Source organism: Kordiimonas lipolytica, from assembly GCF_001550065.1.
The window spans coordinates 220,489-238,887 of the sequence record NZ_LRUB01000036.1 but is presented as its reverse complement, the minus strand read 5'-3'; the positions used below and the strand labels follow the sequence as shown (position 1 = coordinate 238,887).

Here is an 18,399-nt window from a genome sequence, read left to right as displayed (position 1 = left end):
GCCGCCAAGGCTAACACTTTTCAAGACAATAATCAGTTTTCAAGATCAAGATGACCAAGACCGCCCGACAGTTACTTGAATGGTATGACAGAAACCGCCGGCAGTTACCCTGGCGCGCTGCCGATGGAGCAGACGCGGACCCTTATCACGTCTGGCTCTCGGAAATCATGCTGCAACAAACAACTGTCGCAACCGTGAAGGGCTATTTCGAGAAATTCCTGGCCCGTTGGCCTTCTGTGGAAGCGCTTGCCGCAGCGCCGCAGGAAGATGTGCTGCAAGAATGGGCAGGCCTTGGTTATTATGCCCGGGCCCGCAATCTCCATAAATGCGCCCAAACCGTGGTGTCTGAACATGACGGGGAATTTCCGAGTACCGAAGAAGGCCTGAAAGCACTGCCGGGCATTGGCGACTATACGGGCGCCGCAATCGCCGCCATTGCCTTTGGTGAAGCAGCCACCGTGGTGGACGGCAATGTGGAGCGGGTGGTCAGCCGCCTATTCCGTGTTACTGAGGCATTGCCTGCAGCGAAAAAGGCCATCAAGGAACACACCGCAAGCATTACCCCGTCTGAACGCCCGGGCGATTTTGCCCAGGCCATGATGGATCTGGGAGCCGGTGTCTGCACGCCCAAATCTCCCAAATGCCTGTTGTGTCCGATCCGGACCGGCTGCGCGGCCCACGAAGCGGGCGATATGGAACGCTTTCCGGTCAAGGCACCGAAGAAGACAAAACCCACCCGCAGAGCTATGTCCTTCTGGCTGGAGCATGATGGCCACGTCCTACTAGAGCGCCGCCCGCAAAAAGGCCTTCTGGGCGGCATGCCGGGCTTCTTTTCAACCCCATGGGAAGAACGCGCGACCTTCCCCACCAAGGAAGAATGGCTCGACCACAGGCCGACAGAAGATTACTGGAAGCCGCTCGAAGGCTTGGCCAAGCATACCTTCACCCATTTTCACCTGGAAACAAAGCTGCTGACTGCCAAGGCAGACGCTAAACTGAATTTTGAGAACGGATTCTGGCATCCCCTGGCCCAGTTGGAAGATGTCGGCCTGCCAACCGTTTTCAAGAAAATTGCCGCCCTGAAAACCACGCCTCAAAAATAGGGGAGGCATACAAAGTGGTGTTCACAAACGAACACCGGCCTTGGAAAAACCGTTCGAAAACGAACAGAATAGACACCATCTGAATTTGCAAAATCTTTTATTTACAATGCCTTATTAAGAAAACTCGGGTTGGCCTGCGAATTGCAACCTCGGCGAAAACCAATGTCACGACCGGGGTTCTGCTCGAAATGTTCAAAAATTACCTGACCATCGCCATTCGAAATCTGACACGCCACAAGCTCTACAGCGCCATCAACATCGGTGGCCTGAGCATTGGCCTGGCCGCTTGCATCCTGATTTTCCTGTTCGTCCAGAATGAGCTTTCCTATGACAAGTGGCTGCCTGACAGTGACCGGATCGTTCGGATGGAAGGGAAATATCGTGGCGAAGCGGGAGAGCCCGATAGCCCCACGGCTTTGTCCCCCGGTGCGCTCCGTAATCCCATGCAGGCCAAGTTCGGAAGCATGATTGAAGCCAGCGCCAGGTTGATGACGGAAAATTACCTTATCACCAAGGGAACCTTGAAAAACCTGGAGCAGGTCAGCTTGGTCGACGAAGGCTTTTTCGACGTATTTGACCTTCCCATGGTGGCAGGGGACCGCAGCCAGATGTTCAAGGACTTTAAGTCCGTGATCCTGAGCGAACGAGCGGCGCAGAAATACTTCGGTGACGCCGACCCCATCGGCCAAACCCTGGATTTCGACTTTGGCACCCTTGACGCTAAAGTCGTCGCCGTGATGAAGGACCTGCCTGAAAACACCCATCTTGCCAGCGACATTTTTTTGCAATTCGACGAAACCCGCTATGACAATATGCCTTGGATCGCCAAATTCTGGGTGTCCTCAAATGTCTATACCTATTTCAAGCTTTATGACGCGTCCCAGCGCCATGCCCTGGAAGCCGCTATCCCTGCATTTGTAAACCAGAATGCAGTGTTGCACCCGTCCTCGCCCGCCGACATCGTTCCAAGCGAGGTCTACAAGATCAGACTGATGCCGCTTGAAGATATCCACCTATATTCGACAGGCCGCTTCCAGATGAAACCGTCAGGCGACATTATGGTGGTCTATAGCTTTTCGGCCATTGCACTGCTGATCCTGGTGATTGCCGTCATCAATTTCACCAATCTCTCGACCGCGCGTGCATCCCTTCGGGCACGCGAGATTGCGCTGAGGAAAGTCGTTGGCGCGTCCCGCCGCCAGATCATTACCCAGCTTTTGGGTGAAACCCTCCTGACCACGCTAATCGCACTCTTGCTTGCCTTCACGATCGTGGAAGCCGCATTGCCATGGTTTAACGAATTCGTTGCCAAAATCCTGAGCCTGAACACCTTCAGTGACCCATTCGTGCAAGCCGGCCTCGTGGCGCTTGTTGCCGTTATTGCCATAGGCGCCGGTCTCCAACCGGCCGCGAAAATGTCAAGCTTTAGGCCCGGCCTGGTGCTGCATTCGAACAGTGCGACCAAAGCCAGCACAGCCCGCCTGCGGCAGGCACTGACCACCCTTCAGTTCACCATCTCCATCGGCCTGATGATTGCGACTGCAGTTGTATATAGCCAGATCAAATATGCTCAGAACATGACCCGCGGCCTGGATGTGGACAACAAGCTTTCCCTCGCCAACATGAATTATGGCCCCATAAAAGATCTCGCCGAAACCATTCGGCAGGAGATAGAGAGATTGCCTGGTGTAAACAGCACCGCTTTTTCCGCCCGGGACATCCCGCTGGGAGGATACTGGGACTGGCCCGTGAAGGTTGACATGGGCGGCTACACGGAAGTGAAAGACACGGAAGTCCTGCCAGCTGACCACGGTTTCCTTGAGTTTTTTGGCGCGGAACTGATTGCGGGACGTTTCTTCTCCGAAGCCCATCAGGCCGATTCCTTCCAGGAACCGCTTGAGGAAGGCGGAATGGCGCGACAGACGGCGATCATCAGTGAAAAAACCGTTTCCTACTACGGCTTTGACTCCCCGGAGGCGGCCTTGGGCCAAACCGTCTTCGTTAACAATTTTCAGGGTGTCACTGTGGCCATTCAAATCGTTGGGGTCGTCAAGAACATGAACTTGCGGTCGGCCCGTGATGTTCTGGACCCACTGATGTTCCTGGTGCAGGAGGACGATTTCTGGACCATGACCGTCAACCTGAGGGCTGACCAAATCCCGGAAACACTGCGCCAGATTGACGACACATGGAACCGCATCGTGCCGCAGTTCCCGATTGAGAAGTCATTCATGGTCGATAACCTGAACGCATTCTATCAGGCGGACGAGCAGCGCGCGGAAATGTTCGCTTATTTCTCGATCTTTGCCATTTTAGTTTCCTGCCTTGGGCTATACGGCTTGGCGTCCTTTACCGCGGAGCAACGCACCAAGGAAATCGGCATCAGAAAGGTTCTGGGCGCAAAGGTAAGGGATATTGTCACGCTGCTGACGCTGCAATTCTCAAAGCCGGTGCTCGTGGCAAACCTGATTGCCTGGCCGATTGCCTGGTATTTCTCCAACCGCTGGCTGGAGGGCTTCATCTATCGCATTGATTTGGGAATCCACTATTTCCTCGCGGCGGGGATTCTGGCTTTCGGGATCGCGGCAGCAACCGTGGCTGGACACGCTTTCCGGACAGCACGCTCCAACCCGGTCACGGCCCTTCGTCACGAATAGGTGCCCTGATAAGGCGTTAGGCAAAATCAGTTGTTGATGGTGGCAGCTTCGGTTTTATCCAAGGCAAGAAGTTCCCTTACCTTCGGCTCCAAACCGGTGAGGCCTGCTGCCTTCCCTATGGCAAGGGCGTCTTGCGCGCTCTTGCCCTGAACATGGAAGGCCCTTAAGGCCATCATGGCACCGGCACGGTTACCGCTGCCGCAGTGCAGTAGTACGGGCCCTTGCGCTGCGTTCAAAAGGTCATCAAGCGTCTTGGCATTCTCTTCGGTCAGCCCCTCGCCCGATGAAATCGGCAGATGGAAGTACTTCAGCCCAAGGGAGCTCGCGAGCGCTGCTTCGTCGAAGTTATAGTTAGCCGCGTCGGCCAGGTCGTCAGTCTTTGTCACCTCGCCTTCACGGCGCAGGTTGATCACTGTCGTAAAGCCCGCATCCTTGAGGCGCTGTAGGTCGGCTTTGCTAGGTTGCCCGCCGGTCGTCAGCACATCAGAAACCTGACGCGCATTTTTCAGTTCCAGATCAGGCTGATCGCCCGCGACAGCGGTGACGCAAAACAAAATCGTGGCAATCAACAAAGCAAGAAGGCGTGGCATACTTTACCCTTTTCAATCCCAAATAACAGCGAGGCCACCATAGGACAAATGTGACAATTTAAGAAGGCAAATGTAAAAGCAAAGGCCGCGTGATGCGGCCCTGCCTTGTTACTGCATTCAGAACAGAGTGATGCCTCTAGCCAGCGAGATAGGCAGGCACCTTTTTGGTTGCCTTGCTCATCTTCTTAGCCTTCTTGTCCAGAAGCGGCTTCTTCTTCAGTTCTTTCTTGGTGTTGCGTTCTTTGCTCATCATGGTCTCCGAACAAACGCTTTGCGCGGCACTCTGGCCGCTGTTCGCCGGGGAAAACCGCCCGGTTTTCCTGATCACCCGCGACCCCATGAATCTCGCACGTCCAAACCAAAATACAAGTGACCACAGAGCGACTTAAGAAAAGATTGTGCATCCACTCGTGGCCCTGTCGCAGCCATAAAAACAGGCGCTGCCCGGGCAGGACAGCGCCTTGGGTGGAAGCACAGACGGGCATCCATGCTTCCGGAGGTAACTTGTACCCTGACTAGTTCATTTCCGCGCGAACTTGCTGGCGGAAGAAGTCGATCGGCAGCAGTTCGCCTTTCTGCTCAACATGCCAGAAGGTCCAGCCATTACATGCAGGCGCACCCTGTACGCTGGCGCCAACCTTGTGGATCGAGCCTTTATCCATATCAGTGATCAGCGTACCGTCGGTCCGCACTCGTGCCGTGTATTTGCGCTTGCAGTCATAAAGCGTGGTACCGGGTTCGATCATGCCGCGCTCAACGATGGAGCCAAACGGCACCCGTGGTTGCGCGCGCTTGCTTTGGGTGAAACCAAGCGTTTCATCATCCAGCCGCTTAACCTTGGATATCCGGTCCATCGCAACCTTGATATAGTCGTCCTCACGCTCAATACCGATAAAGTCGCGGCCCAGCTTCTTAGCCACAGCACCCGTTGTGCCCGTGCCGAAGAATGGATCCAGGACCACGTCGCCTGGTTTGGTGGAAGACATCAGCACGCGGTAAAGCAGGGATTCCGGCTTCTGGGTTGCGTGGGCTTTCTTGTCGCCATTCTTGAGGCGTTCGCCACCTGAACAAATCGGCAGCGTCCAGTCAGACCGCATCTGCGTGTCGTCGTTCATGGCCTTCATGGCGTCATAGTTGAACGTATAGCCGCCCTTGTCCGCAGACTTGGCCGCCCAGATGAGCGTCTCATGCGCATTGGTAAAGCGCGTGCCACGGAAGTTTGGCATCGGGTTCGACTTGCGCCAGATCACATCGTTCAAAACCCAGTACTCAAGGTTCTGAAGCGCCGTGCCGACACGGAAAATATTGTGGTACGAACCGATCACCCAGATGGTGCCAGTATCCTTCAGGACACGGCGAGCGGCCTGAAGCCAGCGGTAGGTAAACTCGTCATAGGCATTGAAGCTTGAGAATTTGTCCCATGCGTCATGCACGCCATCAACCTTGCTGTTGTCAGGGCGCGAAAGCGTTTCCTTGAGTTGCATATTGTATGGTGGGTCCGCGAAGATCACATCGACCGATTTCTCGGGCAGTGAGTTCATCACATCAATACAGTCACCCTGAACAATCTTGTTCAGCGGCAACGAAAGGGTCGCAGAACCCTTGCGGGTCGCGTTCTTTGCATCAGCCATCAATTTTCTCCGTCCCGGCTTCATAGCCAACCGCTGGAAACGCCCTTTTTGGGCTTAATTTTTTGGTTTTTCTCAGCGATCTGTTGACCCGATCATGAGTCGACAGCGAATCGGTGTCAAGTGATTCTTATAGATGAATCAGTGATTTATAAGCTATTCTTCACTCAAAACTTGGCGAATCGGAGCAAATGTTCGACGGTGATGCGGAGTCGCACCCACAAGCCTTAGTGCAGCCAGATGTTTGGCAACACCATATCCTGCGTTTTGCGCCCAACCGTAGTCAGGGAACTCGGAATCGAGCTTTTTCATGAGATCATCACGAAAAACTTTTGCGATAATTGATGCCGCAGCGATGGAAAGCGACCGACCATCCCCTTTAATAAGGGTGCGTGTCGGCATATCGAGGCCCGGGTCGCGGTTGCCGTCCACCAAGGCGCCAGCGGGCCTCACTTCAAGCCCCTCGACGGCCCGGCGCATGGCCAGCATGGAAGCCTGCAGGATGTTTATTTCATCAATTTCGGCCACACTGGCCTCCGCAATGGAAACTGCGAGCGCCTTTTCCTGAATGAGACCATAGAGCATCTGGCGCTTCTTATCCGACAACTTCTTGCTGTCATTCAGGCCATCAGGGATATCGTTCGGGTCCAGAATTACCGCAGCAGCAACCACAGGGCCTGCAAGAGGCCCTCGGCCCACTTCGTCCACGCCGCACACGGGACCACCCTCAGTAGCCATCATATGCGCCTCCGCCGACCAATCCGGTTTCGGCTTCATATCCATGCCGGCGGCATCAAACAGGTCTGACATTCGGATCTCCCCTTCCGCCATCAGATTTGGCGCAACAGGGCGCGCCGGTCAAGCATGGTGCAGTAGAGAGATATTCAAATACGCCGGACCATCGCGGCCGTAGGCAGAAAAGCGGCGCCCCCAAAAAGGGAGCGCCGAAGTATTGGGTAGGTTTAGGAAAGAAACGCAGAACCCCCAAAGGGGTTCGACAACTGTGTACTCGTTACAGGGAAAGTGTGGCCGGACCAGATGGGCTCTTGGGGCTAGGGTCAGGGGTATGTCCTCACCCGGTCCGACCGGAACCTGCTATTGCTCAAACGCTAGGACGCACAGAGACTTAGAGCTGGAGTGCAATAGCCGGTTCTTGTCTTGGCCGCTTATGCTGCGAGCGGCACGCGTGCCAACCGGGCGACACGGCGCTGACGGCGCCATGATCGGCTTAGGGGTTGGCTTGTCAGGGAAACGCCGACGGTCTGGGGGACCTGGTGCCGGGCGTTGTTGAGACCTGTGGTCTCTGAAATCAGGGTCGTAAACATTTTATCCTCGCTGCTTGCGCATCTGTGCCGCTTTATCTTTTTGGGGAGGCGGCTGTTGATATCACTGTCGTTTTCTGCAGCCTTTTGTTTTTTGAGTCTTTGCTCGTGGCTACACTTTTAATGTAGGTGCGCGGGCTGAAGCGTTCAATAGCACTGGGCGCATTTATTGAACGCTTCATCGCAATTCGCGCCGCATTTGCGACACAATCCCTTTTCGGTCTTGTTAGTGAACAATCGTTCAGTGACGGAGACGGGAGAAAATCTCGTCTTTGATCCACAGCCGTTCCTTGCGCAGGTCATCTATGCAGAAGGTCAACTCGCACTCGCGCCGACGTTCTGCTTCGCAAAGGCTTTGATTGAGGGTGTTATAAGCCCGGGTGAGCTTATAGAATTGATGGTCGGAACTGATCAGGCTCCAGAATCTGTCCTCCCTGCCAGGGATTTCAGAAAGTAGATCGAACGGAATATAACGCATAACTCTTCCCCTTCGTTTAACGAGAGGGATTTTATCGCGCAGGGGGCGCGACCCATTGACAAAGATCAATCATGACAACGATTTTTCGGTGAACCGGATATATGGGAAACTCGTCTCTGAGAGCATGCAGCATGCGGCCCATATGGTGTCTGCTATTCTCTCGGCAAAAAGGCGACTGCCGACATAATGCACTTCGGCCCCGGATTGAGCCGGGGCCGGACATTAGGCTGCTATGATATCAGGCTTTCAGCATGCCGTAGATTTCGTCCTTCAGGCGCATCCGCTCTTTGCGAAGGTCTTCTTCATCAAACTGAGAGACGTGCTCTTCGTCGATTTCGATCCGGTGAATCTCACGGTTAACTTCATGGTATTTGTCGGCCAGTTTACGAAAATGCGCATCACTTTCCTTCAGCGTGTGAATACGCTCCTCATACTCCGGGAAATCTTCTCTCAACTCGTGCGGTACGTGGCTCATTTGTGTCCTCCAGTTGTCCAAACTTTACCAAGACTTAAAACAGGCCTGCTCAATGTGAATTGATTGTCGTCAAGTCACTGCATTTAATCGTCGCTGTCCCCCAGAAGGGTTTGGGCGGTAGCGTTCTCGACTTCTTCAACGCTCTTGAGTGCGCGAAGCATCACATTGCGGCGAGTGCCCAGCTTCTCAATGTGCTTCTCCATCGCCTCCACATTCTTGCCCATAGCGGTGATCTGGTCACCGTAACGCTCGAACTCATTCTTGACCGCACCCAACACTTTCCAGACCTCTTGTGCTTGCGCCTGCATGGCCATTTGCTGGAAGCCCATGCGGAAGGTGTTTAGCAACACCTGGAAGTTGGTGGGGCCGGTGACCGTGACGCTAAACTCGCGCTGTAGCCCTTCCACAAACCCGGGCATACGCAGCATTTCGGCATAAAGCCCTTCTGTTGGCAGGAACAAAATGGCGGAGGGCGTTGTGTGTGGCGGGTTGATGTATTTTGATGCGATGTCTTTGGCAAAGCCCTTCACCCGGTTCGCCAGCATCTTCTGTGACGCCAGAATGCCGTCAGTGTCGCCCGCTTCCACGGCACCCAGCAGGCGCTCATAGTCTTCTGTCGGGAATTTGGCATCAACCGGCAGATAGATTTCCGTGTCAGTACCCGGCATGCGAATGCCGAACTCCACATGCGTGCCTTTCCGTCCGCAATCATAGTTGGCAACATACTGGTTCGGTGTCAGCACGTCCTCGATCAGCAGTTCAAGCTGTACCTCGCCGAAGGTGCCGCGGGATTTCACATTCGTGAGCACGCGCTTAAGGTCACCCACGCCGGTTGCCAGCGACTGCATTTCGCCCAACCCCTTGTGCACCTGTTCCAGCCGCTCGGACACCGTCTTGAAGCTTTCACTGAGGCGCTTCTCAAGGGTGGTCTGCAGCTTTTCGTCCACCGTCTTGCGCATTTCGTCCAGCTTTTGGCTGTTCTCTGTGCGCAGCTCCTTCATTTTCTCATCCAGCTTGTCGCGAAACTGCTGCTGCTGGGTCGACTGGTCAGCCCCCAGCTTGCGCACGGTTTCGCCAAGAGCTGAAATTGCCTTCGACAGTTCTTCGCGGTTACCGCGGAATTCTTCCCGGATACCTTTTTCGCGCTCGCCCGCCTGCTCGTTCATATAACGAAGGCCGGCTTCAATCTGCATCAGCTGGTTCACTGCGTCTCCACCCTCAAGCTTGGCAGAAACAGCAGAAAGCCGCCGCCAGACCAAAAGCAGCCCAACAAAGACAAAAGCAAGAAGCGCAAGAATCACCAGACTGATTGGATCCACGATATTCCCCGATACTGAAATGCAAAAACAGGCACTTATCACCCCTATCTCACCGCCCGCCAGCGCGCAAGAACAGATGGCCCCCGCAGCCACCTTGACGCCCTTTGCGGCCTATGCTCTTTTTGGCGAAAGCTCGGTCTAAATCAACTTCCGTGGGCAGGTGCCAATCGGCGGACCAGGCTTTGATGGAGTAGGATAATGCTGCCTCGTTTTGATGCACGCAAATTTGAAACTATCACCCCGGAAATGAAAACGGCTTTTGACCGCGATGGCGTGCTGGTGCTGGACGGCCTCGTGAGCCATGAAATGTGCGACCGCTTGCGTGGCCGCATGGCCGAGATGGTCGCAGAATTTGACGTGGAAGAACACAGGAGTATTTTTTCTTCAACAAGCCAAGCTCACGATCAGGATGCCTACTTCCTGGAATCCGGACACCTGACACACTTCTTTTTCGAGGAGGAGGCCTTTGACAAGAACGGCAACCTGACTTGCGAGCTGCCGCTGGCGATCAACAAGGTTGGCCATGCCATGCATGACCTTGACCCCACCTTTGACGCTTTCGCCCGGCAGAGCGCCTTCAAGGCCATCTGTGAAGGCCTGGGGCAGCAACAGCCGCTGCCGCTGCAGTCCATGTATATTTTCAAGCAACCCCATATCGGCGGCGAGGTAGTTTGCCACCAGGACGCCACCTATTTGCGCACCACGCCGGAAACCTGCCTGGGCCTGTGGGTCGCGCTTGAGGATGCCACAGAGGAAAACGGCTGCCTTTGGGGTATCCCGGGCGGCCACGAAACAGGCGGACTGAGGTCTGCGTTCCGCCGCAAGCCAGATGGCGACGGCACCTACGTGGAAGCCCTCAATGATACGCCGTTTGAGGAAGACAAAAAAGTGGCCCTGCCCGCCCCCAAGGGCACAGTGCTGGTGTTCGGCGGCCTGTTCCCGCATATGTCATCCGCCAACCGGTCTGGCAAATCACGCCATGCCTACACGCTGCATGTTATTGACGGCACAGCCGATTATCCGGCAGATAACTGGCTCAGGCGCCCAGAAAGCCTACCGCTGAGAGGATTTACCCCATGAAACTTGTCATAATTGGTGGCGGACATGCTGCCGCCCAGGTCGCCACATCGCTGCGGCAACATAAATTCGAAGGCGAGGCCACGCTGGTCACGGACGAACCAGTGGTGCCCTACCAGCGGCCGCCGCTATCGAAAATGTATCTCTCGGGCGACATTGGGGCTGAGCGCCTGCCGATCCTGCGCGAACAGGCTTATGAGGGCGCGAACATCGCCCTGAAGCTAGGTGTCCATGCCAACAGCATTGACCGCGAGGCAAAGACCATCGCGCTTGCCGACGGGGGCACCCTTCCCTACGACAAGCTGATCCTGGCCACCGGCGGGCACGCCCGCAGGCTAACCTGCAAGGGCGCAGATCTCGCGGGCATCCACTATGTGCGCACCATGGCTGACACGGACGCCATGCGCGGTGAATTTGAAAATGCGGGGCGCATCGTGATTATCGGTGGCGGTTATATCGGGCTGGAGATCGCGGCCGTTGCACGCAAGGCCGGCAAGGCCGTGACGGTGCTTGAAGCCACAGACCGCATCCTTGGCCGCGTGGTGGCGCCTGAAGTCTCGGAATTCTACACACAGCTTCACACTGAAGAAGGTGTGGAAATTCACACTGACAAACTGGTGACCTCCATCGAGGGCACAGACCGCGCCAGCGCCGTATGCACAGCAGACGGTAGTCGGTATGAAGCTGACATGGTGGTGGTGGGCATTGGCCTTGTGCCGAACACGGACCTTGCCGAGGGGGCAGATCTTGACGTGCTGCCTCAGGGTATCCAGGTGAATACCCATTGCCAAACCAGCGACCCGGACATTTATGCCGTCGGGGACGTTACCTGGTTCAGTCACCCCTTCTATGGCCGCGAGATGCGCATTGAATCGGTTCAGAACGCTGTCGACCAGGCCAAGGTGGCTGTGGACCATATGCTTGGGAATGATGTGACTTATGATGCGCTGCCCTGGTTCTGGTCAGACCAGTATGGCCTCAAGCTACAGATCGCAGGCCTGAGCCAAGGCTATGACACGCTGGTGACGCGCGGCAATCCGGCAGAGCGTTCTGTCGCCTTCTTTTACCTGAAGGACGGCAAAATAATTGCCGCAGACTGCGTGGGCCGCATCGCGGAATTCATGAATGCCAAGAAGCTGATTGCCGCGAAAACGCCCGTCACCGAAAGTCAGCTTGTGGACGAGCGGCCTTTCAAGGAAGTGGCCGCAGATTTGTTGCGATAGAAAGAAGGGGCCATACGGCCCCTTTTTTAATTACTGCAGCACCTTATCAATCGCTGCACGCAGCTCAGACGACTGTGGCGTCACCTTGCTGCGGAAATAGGCCACCGGATGCCCTTCGGGGTCGATCAGATACTTGTGGAAGTTCCACTGTGGGCGGCTGTCTTCACCAAGCACACCGGCAAGCCAGTTGTAAATCTCAGCCGTGCCTTCCTTGCCGTCCACGACCATCTTTTTGGTCATGGGGAAATCCACCTGGAAATTCACCTTGCAGAAATTCTTGATATTCTTTTCTGAACCAGGCTCCTGATCCCCGAAGTCATTTGCTGGCACGCCAACCACAACAAGCCCCTTGTCGCGGTAGTCATTCCACAAGGCCTGCAGCCCTTCATATTGCGGCGTATAGCCACAGTAAGACGCAGTGTTCACCAGAAGAACTGCCTTTCCCTTATACTGGTCAAGAGGCATCTCAGTGTAGTCGATAGACGTTACAGTAAAGTCGTAAAGGCTTTTCTCGCCGTCGGCGGTGGCCGGTAAAGCACCCAAAACGACAGCAGCACAAGCGACAATGATAGACTTCAGTTTCATAAAAAGTTCCCCGGTTTTTCTTCACCCCTGTCTATACTCCAGCCCCGCCCTTTGCGGAAGCAGCTTAACAGAAGTGTGATGGCACAGATGACCCAACATTCTTGAAATAGCAATAAGTGACGCTACCTCAGTTCAGAACCTGTTACGGGGCTGGCATCTCACTAGATCAGCCCGACTATGCGAAGGACAAAGTATGAGTGAGACTGCTGGGGCGCTTTTCAAGCCGTTCAAATCCAGGAACCTAAGCCTCGACAACCGTATTGTCATGGCGCCAATGACCCGGGGGTTTTCGCCTGGAAATGTGCCAAACGACCTGAATGTGGAATACTACCGGAAGAGGGCCGCAGGCGGCGTTGGGCTGATCATCACAGAAGGTACCTGCGTGGGCCATAAGGCTGCGAACGGTTACCCTAACATTCCTTTTATTTATGGCGATGACGCGCTTGCGGGATGGAAGAAGGTCGTGGATGCCGTCCATGCAGAAGGCGGCAAGATCATGCCGCAGCTGTGGCATGTGGGCTCTATCCGCCGCCCCGGTGTTGAGCCAGACCCGGAAGTCCCAGGCCACGGCCCATCAGGCCTTGTGATGCCAGGCAAGAAACGCTGCCATGAGATGACGGAAAATGACATCGAGGATGTGATCGCGGCTTTTGCCAAAGCAGCCGCGGACTCCAAAGCCATTGGGTTCGACGGCGTTGAGGTCCATGGTGCTCACGGCTATCTGGTGGACCAGTTCTTTTGGGGCGGCCTCAATGAACGGACGGACAAATGGGGCGGCGACTATGTCGGCCGCACCCGCTTCGCTGCTGAGATCATCAAGGCAATCCGCAAGGAGGTTGGCCCAGATTTTCCTGTGATCCTCAGGTGGTCCCAATGGAAACAGCAGGACTATTCAGTGAAGCTGGCCGGGAACCCGCTGGAGCTTCAGCAGTTCCTTGAGCCTCTGACAGACGCAGGCGTGGATATCTTCCACTGCTCTACCCGCCGCTTCTGGGAGCCGGAATTTGAAGGCAGCGACCTGAACCTCGCGGGCTGGACCAAGAAGCTGACAGGCAAACCCACCATCACAGTGGGTAGCGTGGGCCTGGACACCGCCTTCACCGAAGAAGGACAGAAAGACTTTATGGACGCAAAGCCCGCCAGCCTCAGGAACCTGCTCGACCGGCTTGAACGCGGTGAGTTTGACCTGGTCGCTGTTGGCCGGGCGTTGATTGCAAACCCTGACTGGGCGAACAGGATCAAGGCGGCTGATGATGCGGACCTAGCACCCTACAGCAAGGAAATGCTCAAAGAACTGGCGTAACCTTTGGCCTGCAGGCACACACGCGAAAGGGCGCCATGCGGGCGCCCTTTTTTCCTGCCATACTCTTGCCCGCCTTCAAGTCATCAGCTGTCAGCAGGTTCGTCCTCTTCGGGTTCCTGATCATATTCCTCGATCCCAACAGTTCCTTCCCGCAGTTCCTTGATACGCCGCATCTGTATTTTCCGAAGGTATTCGGTCATGTGGGACGGAAACCGCACACTGATCATTTGCTGTTCAATGTTGCTCGACCACGCGGTCTGCACTGAACCACCAGCGGCACCACCTGCCCCACCATCCATAGGCTGGGCATTGCCATCAAAACCTGTCGCAGGGGTCACCCCACTTTCGCCATCAGAAATACCGTTGCCAGTGCGGAACGCAAGCAACAAGGCGCCCGCGTTGGTGTTCGCCGATCCTTTGGCCCTGTTCCCGCCAAAAAGGTCCGCGATGTACCAGTTACTCTGACCGGTCCCCACTACCGTGGAACCATCCTGGATTTTGTCTGCAAAGCTGGGGCGCGCATATTTTAAAATATGGCGGCGCAGGTCACGATCAAAATCAGGAAACAGGGCTGCATTCACTTCGTAAAAATAAGAGGTCCTGAGAATACGCTCGCGCACGAACGCCCCGCGATTTGAATTGACGAATTCGTTTGCGTTAGCCTCAAGCTGCTGCCAAACGCGGTAGCCCTCATACGCCTCATCCCTTAGGTTCGGCCCACCAATCACACCCTGGAACAGACCATAAAGAATGCGAGGGTCACGGTATTTCGGAATCAGGATTTTGTGATGAATATCATTCAGCGAGAGGGGCACACCGGAAACATTGAGAACCTTGGCATCCCAGATTTCAGGATAGAACTTCTTCAGGTTGGTTTCGGGGAATATTTCAGCAACCTGTGTCACCAGCGTGACATTATAAAGATTGAGCCAGTAAGCCAGCTGTTCATTACGATTGAACAGGTTCAAGGGGGCCAGATCAGGCACCTTGGCCAAATCATCTCGAAGCTTTCGAAGAACCTCCAGGTTGGCGCCAAGAAAGGCGTGAAAATCCACCCGGTTGCCTTCGAGGCGGGTAGTACCGCCACCGCCACGCACGATGCGGGAGCCTGCGCGGGGGCGCATTTTGGATGCTTCAACACGGTCAGACATGCCTGTATCCAGAACCGTTTGCGACAGCATCGCATCCCAGTCATCATATTTGATCGAAAAATCTGGGGCCGGGCTGTCACCGCGGAATTGTGCTGGCACGGTCGCTTCCCCAGCCAGGGATGGCGGGGCCATGATCGCAGCAAAAAGGGCGAATGTACCAACCCTTATTGCCTGTGGAAGTCGCTTAAGTTTCATGGTCATGCTCCTCCTATTGACTGCCCGGAATAGCGCTTGCGCGCCATGCCTCTGGGCAGGCTTCAACTGGTCGTGATCGCTCTCATGTTTGTTTTTGTGTAATCAAACTGGCGGGTTTTTCCCGCGCCCATCACTATATCCGACGGTTTGCTGGCAGGTCGGCGTGCGGGCTTTTTGGCGAGATACCCGGGCAACCGACTGCCCGGGCTAGTGTTTTCATGACAGCTTATCTGCCGTCAGAGTCAGTTTCCTTGTCACGCCCCTGAATACGCTGGTCGTCTTCATATTCTTCAATCGTGACATCGCCCGTGCGAGACTTCTTGTTTCGGACTTCCTGTTTATTCAGGTATTCGATCACGTGGATCGGGAAACGCCCCTGATACATGTTCTTGCTGGTGAGGCTGCCAATCCAGGCGGACTCGATTGCGCCACCGGCACCACCGCCAGCATCACCTGCCGCCCCGGCACCGCTACCAGTGCGAAATGCCAAGAGAAGTGCACCTCCATTCGTGTTGGCGCTGCCCTTGGACCGATTGCCCCCATAAAGGTCGGCGATATACCAGTTGCTCTGGCCGGTCCCGACAACGCTTGAACCGTTGGTGATCTTGTCAGCGAAATGCCCTTTCGCATGCTGAAGAATATGACGTCGCACGTCCCGGTCGAAGTTGGGGAAAAGGGCCTCATTGATTTCATAGAAATAAGAGGTCCGCAGGATACGCTCTCGAACGAATGCGCCCCTGTTTGAGTTGATAAATTCGAACGCATTGTCCTTCAACTGATCCCAAACCTCACGGCCAGTATAGGCTTCGGGCCGAATATTAGGGCCACCGATAACACCCTGGAAAAGGCCATACATGATCAGCGGGTTCTTATACTTCGGGATCAGGATTTTATGGTGAATGTCATTCAGCGAAAGCGGTACGCCGGCAACCGTCAAAACCTTTTTATCCCAAAGACTTGGGTAAAATTTCTTCAGATTGGTCTCTGGAAAGATTTCTGCAATCTGGGCAATCAGGGTGATGTTGTAAAGGTTCAGCCAATAGGCCAGCTGCTCTTTGCGTGTAAGCTGGTTTAGCGGCAATACACTGGGCACTTTCGCCAAATCATCCCGCAATCCTTTCACAACTTCAAGGTTATCACCCAAGAAGGAATGGAAATCGATACGGTTACCTTCTAGCCTTGTTGTGTTGGTACTACCCCGGATGATCCGTGACCCCGCGGTGGGGCGGGCCTTTCCCGCCTCTTTTCTGTCGGACATGCCAGTGTCGAGCACCGTTTGCTCCAGAAGGGCAGACAGGTCATCATAATTGATCGACAGTTCGGAGTTTGGATCATCGCCCTTGAAAGGGCTCATTACACCGCGTTCGTCAGCCGCGAAACTTTTTGAGCCCCCTACAGCCATTGCCAACAAGGCAACCAATCCGGCCGTTTTGGCAAATGTCATGAAACGCATATTTGTTCCCCATGTCTTTAGTATTCATACGGCAGGAAACAGCTTGCAGCTTCTTTGCTGGACAGGTTCCCCGCTGTTCGCTTCTCGCGCCCCTCGTGCCGTGCGGCAATAAGGACCTTAGAGGAGATGTTGGTGACGCGCCCTATGCCTGATGATAGCAAAAGTCGGCGTCCAGAAAAACAGACAGCGCACGCACTCCCCCCTCGGCGGCGCAGCCATACTCAGAACAATCCATGCCCCGCATAAAAACAAGTCGGGCAGTATAATGGACCAAGCAACCGCAACCAGCCCATGAACCCAAGACATAGGCACAAAGGGTCAACCTCATAATCTTTTTAAGTATTTTTGATGCGATAGCGACACACTAAGGAAAACCAAGGTTTGCGCATCCTAAACCAATGACGCCCGCCGCAGGGATGATCCAGATTGGACCAACCGCGCAGCAGGCGCCGTGCTTGGGTTTTTTATCAGACCTTGACAGGGTCAGTTGTCCTGGGTGCCACTTTCGTCTGCCGGAGTTTCATATTCTTCAACCTCCACATTGCCCACCCGCGTTTTCCGGTCGCGCTTTTCCTTTTTGTGAAGATACTCCACCACATGAATTGGGAAGCGTGTACGGTTCATGTTCAGGGTGTCCATTTTCATGAACCAGGCAGATTCGATGGCGCCGCCGTCAGCACCGCCAGACCCGCCAGCCCCGCTAGCGCCTGACTTGATCGACATGAGCATGGCCGCACCATTGGTGTTGGCGCTGGAAATGGCCCGGTTCCCACCATAAAGGTCAGCCACATACCAATCATCGATATCCGCCCGCAGACTTTTCGCCTCCCGCACTTTATCGCGGAAACTTGCGTATGCGTACTTGTACAAGTGGCGCTTCAAGTCCTGCTCAAAATTGGGGAACAAAGCGGCATTGATCTCATAAAATTCCGACACGCGCAGTTTTCCCCACTTGTAGCGGGCGCCTCGGTTGGAATTGACAAATTCTCGCGCATTGCGCTCCAGCATTTCCCAGACATTGCGTCCTTCGAAGGCCCGGCGGCGGATATTCGGGCTGCCAACAACGCCTTGGAACATGCCGTACATAACAAGAGGGTTCTTGAACTTTGGAATAATGACTTTGTGCTGCATGTCATTCAGAGACATCGGGATGCCCGAAACGGTGATCACCTTTTCATCCCATAGCGTGGGATAAAACTTCCGCAAATTTGTTTCCGGAAAGATCTTTCCGATCTGCGTAATCAACGTGACATTATAAAGGTTCAGCCAATAAGCCAGTTGCTCATCCTTGTTCAAATCACCAAGCGGTAACACAGATGGCACCGCAGCTATATCGTCTCTCAGACGCTGCATCATCTTGAGATTGCCACCAAGGAATACGTGAAAGTCGACACGGTTGCCCTCAAGCCGCGTAGGCTTTGAGTTACCACGCTTGATGCGACTACCTGCCGCCGGTCGCGCAGTCGGCGCCTCACGCCGGTCTGACTGCCCCGCCCTCATAACCGTGGTTTCAAGAACAGTGGTCAAGTCATCATAGTTGATGGTCAACTTGGAACCGGGTGTGTGTCCTTGGAACTGCGTCGGCACACCGCTTTCATCAGATGCCCGAAGTGGCGGCTCCACGACGACCAAAATGACAATCAGCAACGAGACCAATCTTAAAATCATTCCTACCCCCTAAATTTACGAGTCTCATGTTCTTATTCAATTATGATATAGTATTACATATCATTTATAATCGTCAATATCCCGTTTTAAGGATATTTGTCCACCATTAGATGCAAATAAGATCAGGGAAGCGTGAAAATCCCGCTGAATCCTACTTTTCTTGAAGCAATCG

The 18,399-nt window shown here is 54.6% G+C and carries 15 protein-coding genes; 5 read left to right on the top strand and 10 right to left on the bottom strand.

Features of this window, described 5'->3' with window-relative positions:
• Window positions 1-50 precede the first annotated feature (50 nt).
• Window positions 51-1,103: an A/G-specific adenine glycosylase gene (gene mutY / locus KORM41_RS20835; protein ID WP_068153167.1), complete on the top strand. Its 1,053-nt coding sequence runs from the start codon at window positions 51-53 to the stop codon at window positions 1,101-1,103.
• A 188-nt stretch (window positions 1,104-1,291) separates the two neighbouring features.
• The gene (locus KORM41_RS20830) at window positions 1,292-3,760 is read left to right on the top strand and encodes an ABC transporter permease (RefSeq protein ID WP_068153164.1); all 2,469 of its coding nucleotides are present in this window, start codon (window positions 1,292-1,294) and stop codon (window positions 3,758-3,760) included.
• Window positions 3,761-3,786: 26 nt separating this feature from the next.
• Here the strand turns inward: KORM41_RS20830 and KORM41_RS20825 are convergent, their stop codons facing one another.
• The 6 genes from KORM41_RS20825 to rmuC all read right to left on the bottom strand — a co-directional run bounded on the left by KORM41_RS20825 (window position 3,787) and on the right by rmuC (window position 9,572).
• Window positions 3,787-4,350, bottom strand: coding sequence for a beta-lactamase hydrolase domain-containing protein (locus KORM41_RS20825; protein WP_068153160.1), 564 nt, complete (start codon window positions 4,348-4,350; stop codon window positions 3,787-3,789).
• Window positions 4,351-4,865: 515 nt separating this feature from the next.
• On the bottom strand, window positions 4,866-5,981 hold the full coding sequence (locus KORM41_RS20815; protein WP_068153154.1) for a site-specific DNA-methyltransferase: 1,116 nt from the start codon (window positions 5,979-5,981) through the stop codon (window positions 4,866-4,868).
• Between the two features lie 153 nt (window positions 5,982-6,134).
• On the bottom strand, window positions 6,135-6,788 hold the full coding sequence (gene rnhB, locus KORM41_RS20810; protein WP_156432084.1) for a ribonuclease HII: 654 nt from the start codon (window positions 6,786-6,788) through the stop codon (window positions 6,135-6,137).
• A gap of 753 nt (window positions 6,789-7,541) precedes the next feature.
• Window positions 7,542-7,778: a YdcH family protein gene (locus KORM41_RS20805; protein WP_068153152.1), complete on the bottom strand. Its 237-nt coding sequence runs from the start codon at window positions 7,776-7,778 to the stop codon at window positions 7,542-7,544.
• A gap of 238 nt (window positions 7,779-8,016) precedes the next feature.
• Window positions 8,017-8,253, bottom strand: a complete 237-nt coding sequence (locus KORM41_RS20800) for a YdcH family protein (RefSeq protein WP_068153149.1) — start codon at window positions 8,251-8,253, stop codon at window positions 8,017-8,019.
• An 83-nt stretch (window positions 8,254-8,336) separates the two neighbouring features.
• Complete coding sequence (gene rmuC / locus KORM41_RS20795; protein WP_068153146.1) at window positions 8,337-9,572, bottom strand: DNA recombination protein RmuC; 1,236 nt, start codon at window positions 9,570-9,572, stop codon at window positions 8,337-8,339.
• A gap of 198 nt (window positions 9,573-9,770) precedes the next feature.
• Here rmuC and KORM41_RS20790 point away from each other — a divergent pair, with 198 nt between their 5' ends.
• Together KORM41_RS20790 and KORM41_RS20785 are read left to right on the top strand one after the other, a co-directional pair.
• Complete coding sequence (locus KORM41_RS20790) at window positions 9,771-10,652, top strand: phytanoyl-CoA dioxygenase family protein (RefSeq protein ID WP_197421353.1); 882 nt, start codon at window positions 9,771-9,773, stop codon at window positions 10,650-10,652.
• Complete coding sequence (locus KORM41_RS20785; RefSeq protein WP_068153144.1) at window positions 10,649-11,872, top strand: NAD(P)/FAD-dependent oxidoreductase; 1,224 nt, start codon at window positions 10,649-10,651, stop codon at window positions 11,870-11,872. Before KORM41_RS20790 ends, KORM41_RS20785 begins: the two co-directional genes overlap by 4 nt.
• Before the next feature lie 30 nt (window positions 11,873-11,902).
• Here the strand turns inward: KORM41_RS20785 and KORM41_RS20780 are convergent, their stop codons facing one another.
• The gene (locus tag KORM41_RS20780) at window positions 11,903-12,457 is read right to left on the bottom strand and encodes a glutathione peroxidase (RefSeq protein ID WP_068153142.1); all 555 of its coding nucleotides are present in this window, start codon (window positions 12,455-12,457) and stop codon (window positions 11,903-11,905) included.
• 193 nt (window positions 12,458-12,650) lie between these two features.
• Between KORM41_RS20780 and KORM41_RS20775 the strand changes: the two genes are divergently transcribed.
• The gene (locus tag KORM41_RS20775) at window positions 12,651-13,760 is read left to right on the top strand and encodes an NADH:flavin oxidoreductase (protein ID WP_068153139.1); all 1,110 of its coding nucleotides are present in this window, start codon (window positions 12,651-12,653) and stop codon (window positions 13,758-13,760) included.
• Between the two features lie 83 nt (window positions 13,761-13,843).
• Here the strand turns inward: KORM41_RS20775 and KORM41_RS20770 are convergent, their stop codons facing one another.
• The 3 genes from KORM41_RS20770 to KORM41_RS20760 form a co-directional block, all read right to left on the bottom strand.
• On the bottom strand, window positions 13,844-15,106 hold the full coding sequence (locus tag KORM41_RS20770) for a DUF547 domain-containing protein (protein WP_197421352.1): 1,263 nt from the start codon (window positions 15,104-15,106) through the stop codon (window positions 13,844-13,846).
• A gap of 226 nt (window positions 15,107-15,332) precedes the next feature.
• Entirely contained in the window at window positions 15,333-16,559 is a 1,227-nt protein-coding gene (locus tag KORM41_RS20765; RefSeq protein ID WP_068153134.1) for a DUF547 domain-containing protein, read from the bottom strand.
• A 483-nt stretch (window positions 16,560-17,042) separates the two neighbouring features.
• Window positions 17,043-18,227, bottom strand: coding sequence for a DUF547 domain-containing protein (locus tag KORM41_RS20760; protein ID WP_082720117.1), 1,185 nt, complete (start codon window positions 18,225-18,227; stop codon window positions 17,043-17,045).
• Between the last annotated feature and the right edge of the window lie 172 nt (window positions 18,228-18,399).

What these genes read in the sequence shown, in the direction of transcription:
- mutY (WP_068153167.1), top strand. Translation starts at nt 51, where the DNA reads ATGACCAAGACCGCCCGACAGTTACTTGAATGGTATGACAGAAACCGC.
- KORM41_RS20830 (WP_068153164.1), top strand. Translation starts at nt 1,292, where the DNA reads ATGTTCAAAAATTACCTGACCATCGCCATTCGAAATCTGACACGCCAC.
- KORM41_RS20825 (WP_068153160.1), bottom strand. Translation starts at nt 4,350, where the DNA reads ATGCCACGCCTTCTTGCTTTGTTGATTGCCACGATTTTGTTTTGCGTC.
- KORM41_RS20815 (WP_068153154.1), bottom strand. Translation starts at nt 5,981, where the DNA reads ATGGCTGATGCAAAGAACGCGACCCGCAAGGGTTCTGCGACCCTTTCG.
- rnhB (WP_156432084.1), bottom strand. Translation starts at nt 6,788, where the DNA reads ATGTCAGACCTGTTTGATGCCGCCGGCATGGATATGAAGCCGAAACCG.
- KORM41_RS20805 (WP_068153152.1), bottom strand. Translation starts at nt 7,778, where the DNA reads ATGCGTTATATTCCGTTCGATCTACTTTCTGAAATCCCTGGCAGGGAG.
- KORM41_RS20800 (WP_068153149.1), bottom strand. Translation starts at nt 8,253, where the DNA reads ATGAGCCACGTACCGCACGAGTTGAGAGAAGATTTCCCGGAGTATGAG.
- KORM41_RS20790 (WP_197421353.1), top strand. Translation starts at nt 9,771, where the DNA reads ATGCTGCCTCGTTTTGATGCACGCAAATTTGAAACTATCACCCCGGAA.
- KORM41_RS20785 (WP_068153144.1), top strand. Translation starts at nt 10,649, where the DNA reads ATGAAACTTGTCATAATTGGTGGCGGACATGCTGCCGCCCAGGTCGCC.
- KORM41_RS20780 (WP_068153142.1), bottom strand. Translation starts at nt 12,457, where the DNA reads ATGAAACTGAAGTCTATCATTGTCGCTTGTGCTGCTGTCGTTTTGGGT.
- KORM41_RS20775 (WP_068153139.1), top strand. Translation starts at nt 12,651, where the DNA reads ATGAGTGAGACTGCTGGGGCGCTTTTCAAGCCGTTCAAATCCAGGAAC.
- KORM41_RS20770 (WP_197421352.1), bottom strand. Translation starts at nt 15,106, where the DNA reads ATGAAACTTAAGCGACTTCCACAGGCAATAAGGGTTGGTACATTCGCC.
- KORM41_RS20765 (WP_068153134.1), bottom strand. Translation starts at nt 16,559, where the DNA reads ATGCGTTTCATGACATTTGCCAAAACGGCCGGATTGGTTGCCTTGTTG.
- KORM41_RS20760 (WP_082720117.1), bottom strand. Translation starts at nt 18,227, where the DNA reads ATGATTTTAAGATTGGTCTCGTTGCTGATTGTCATTTTGGTCGTCGTG.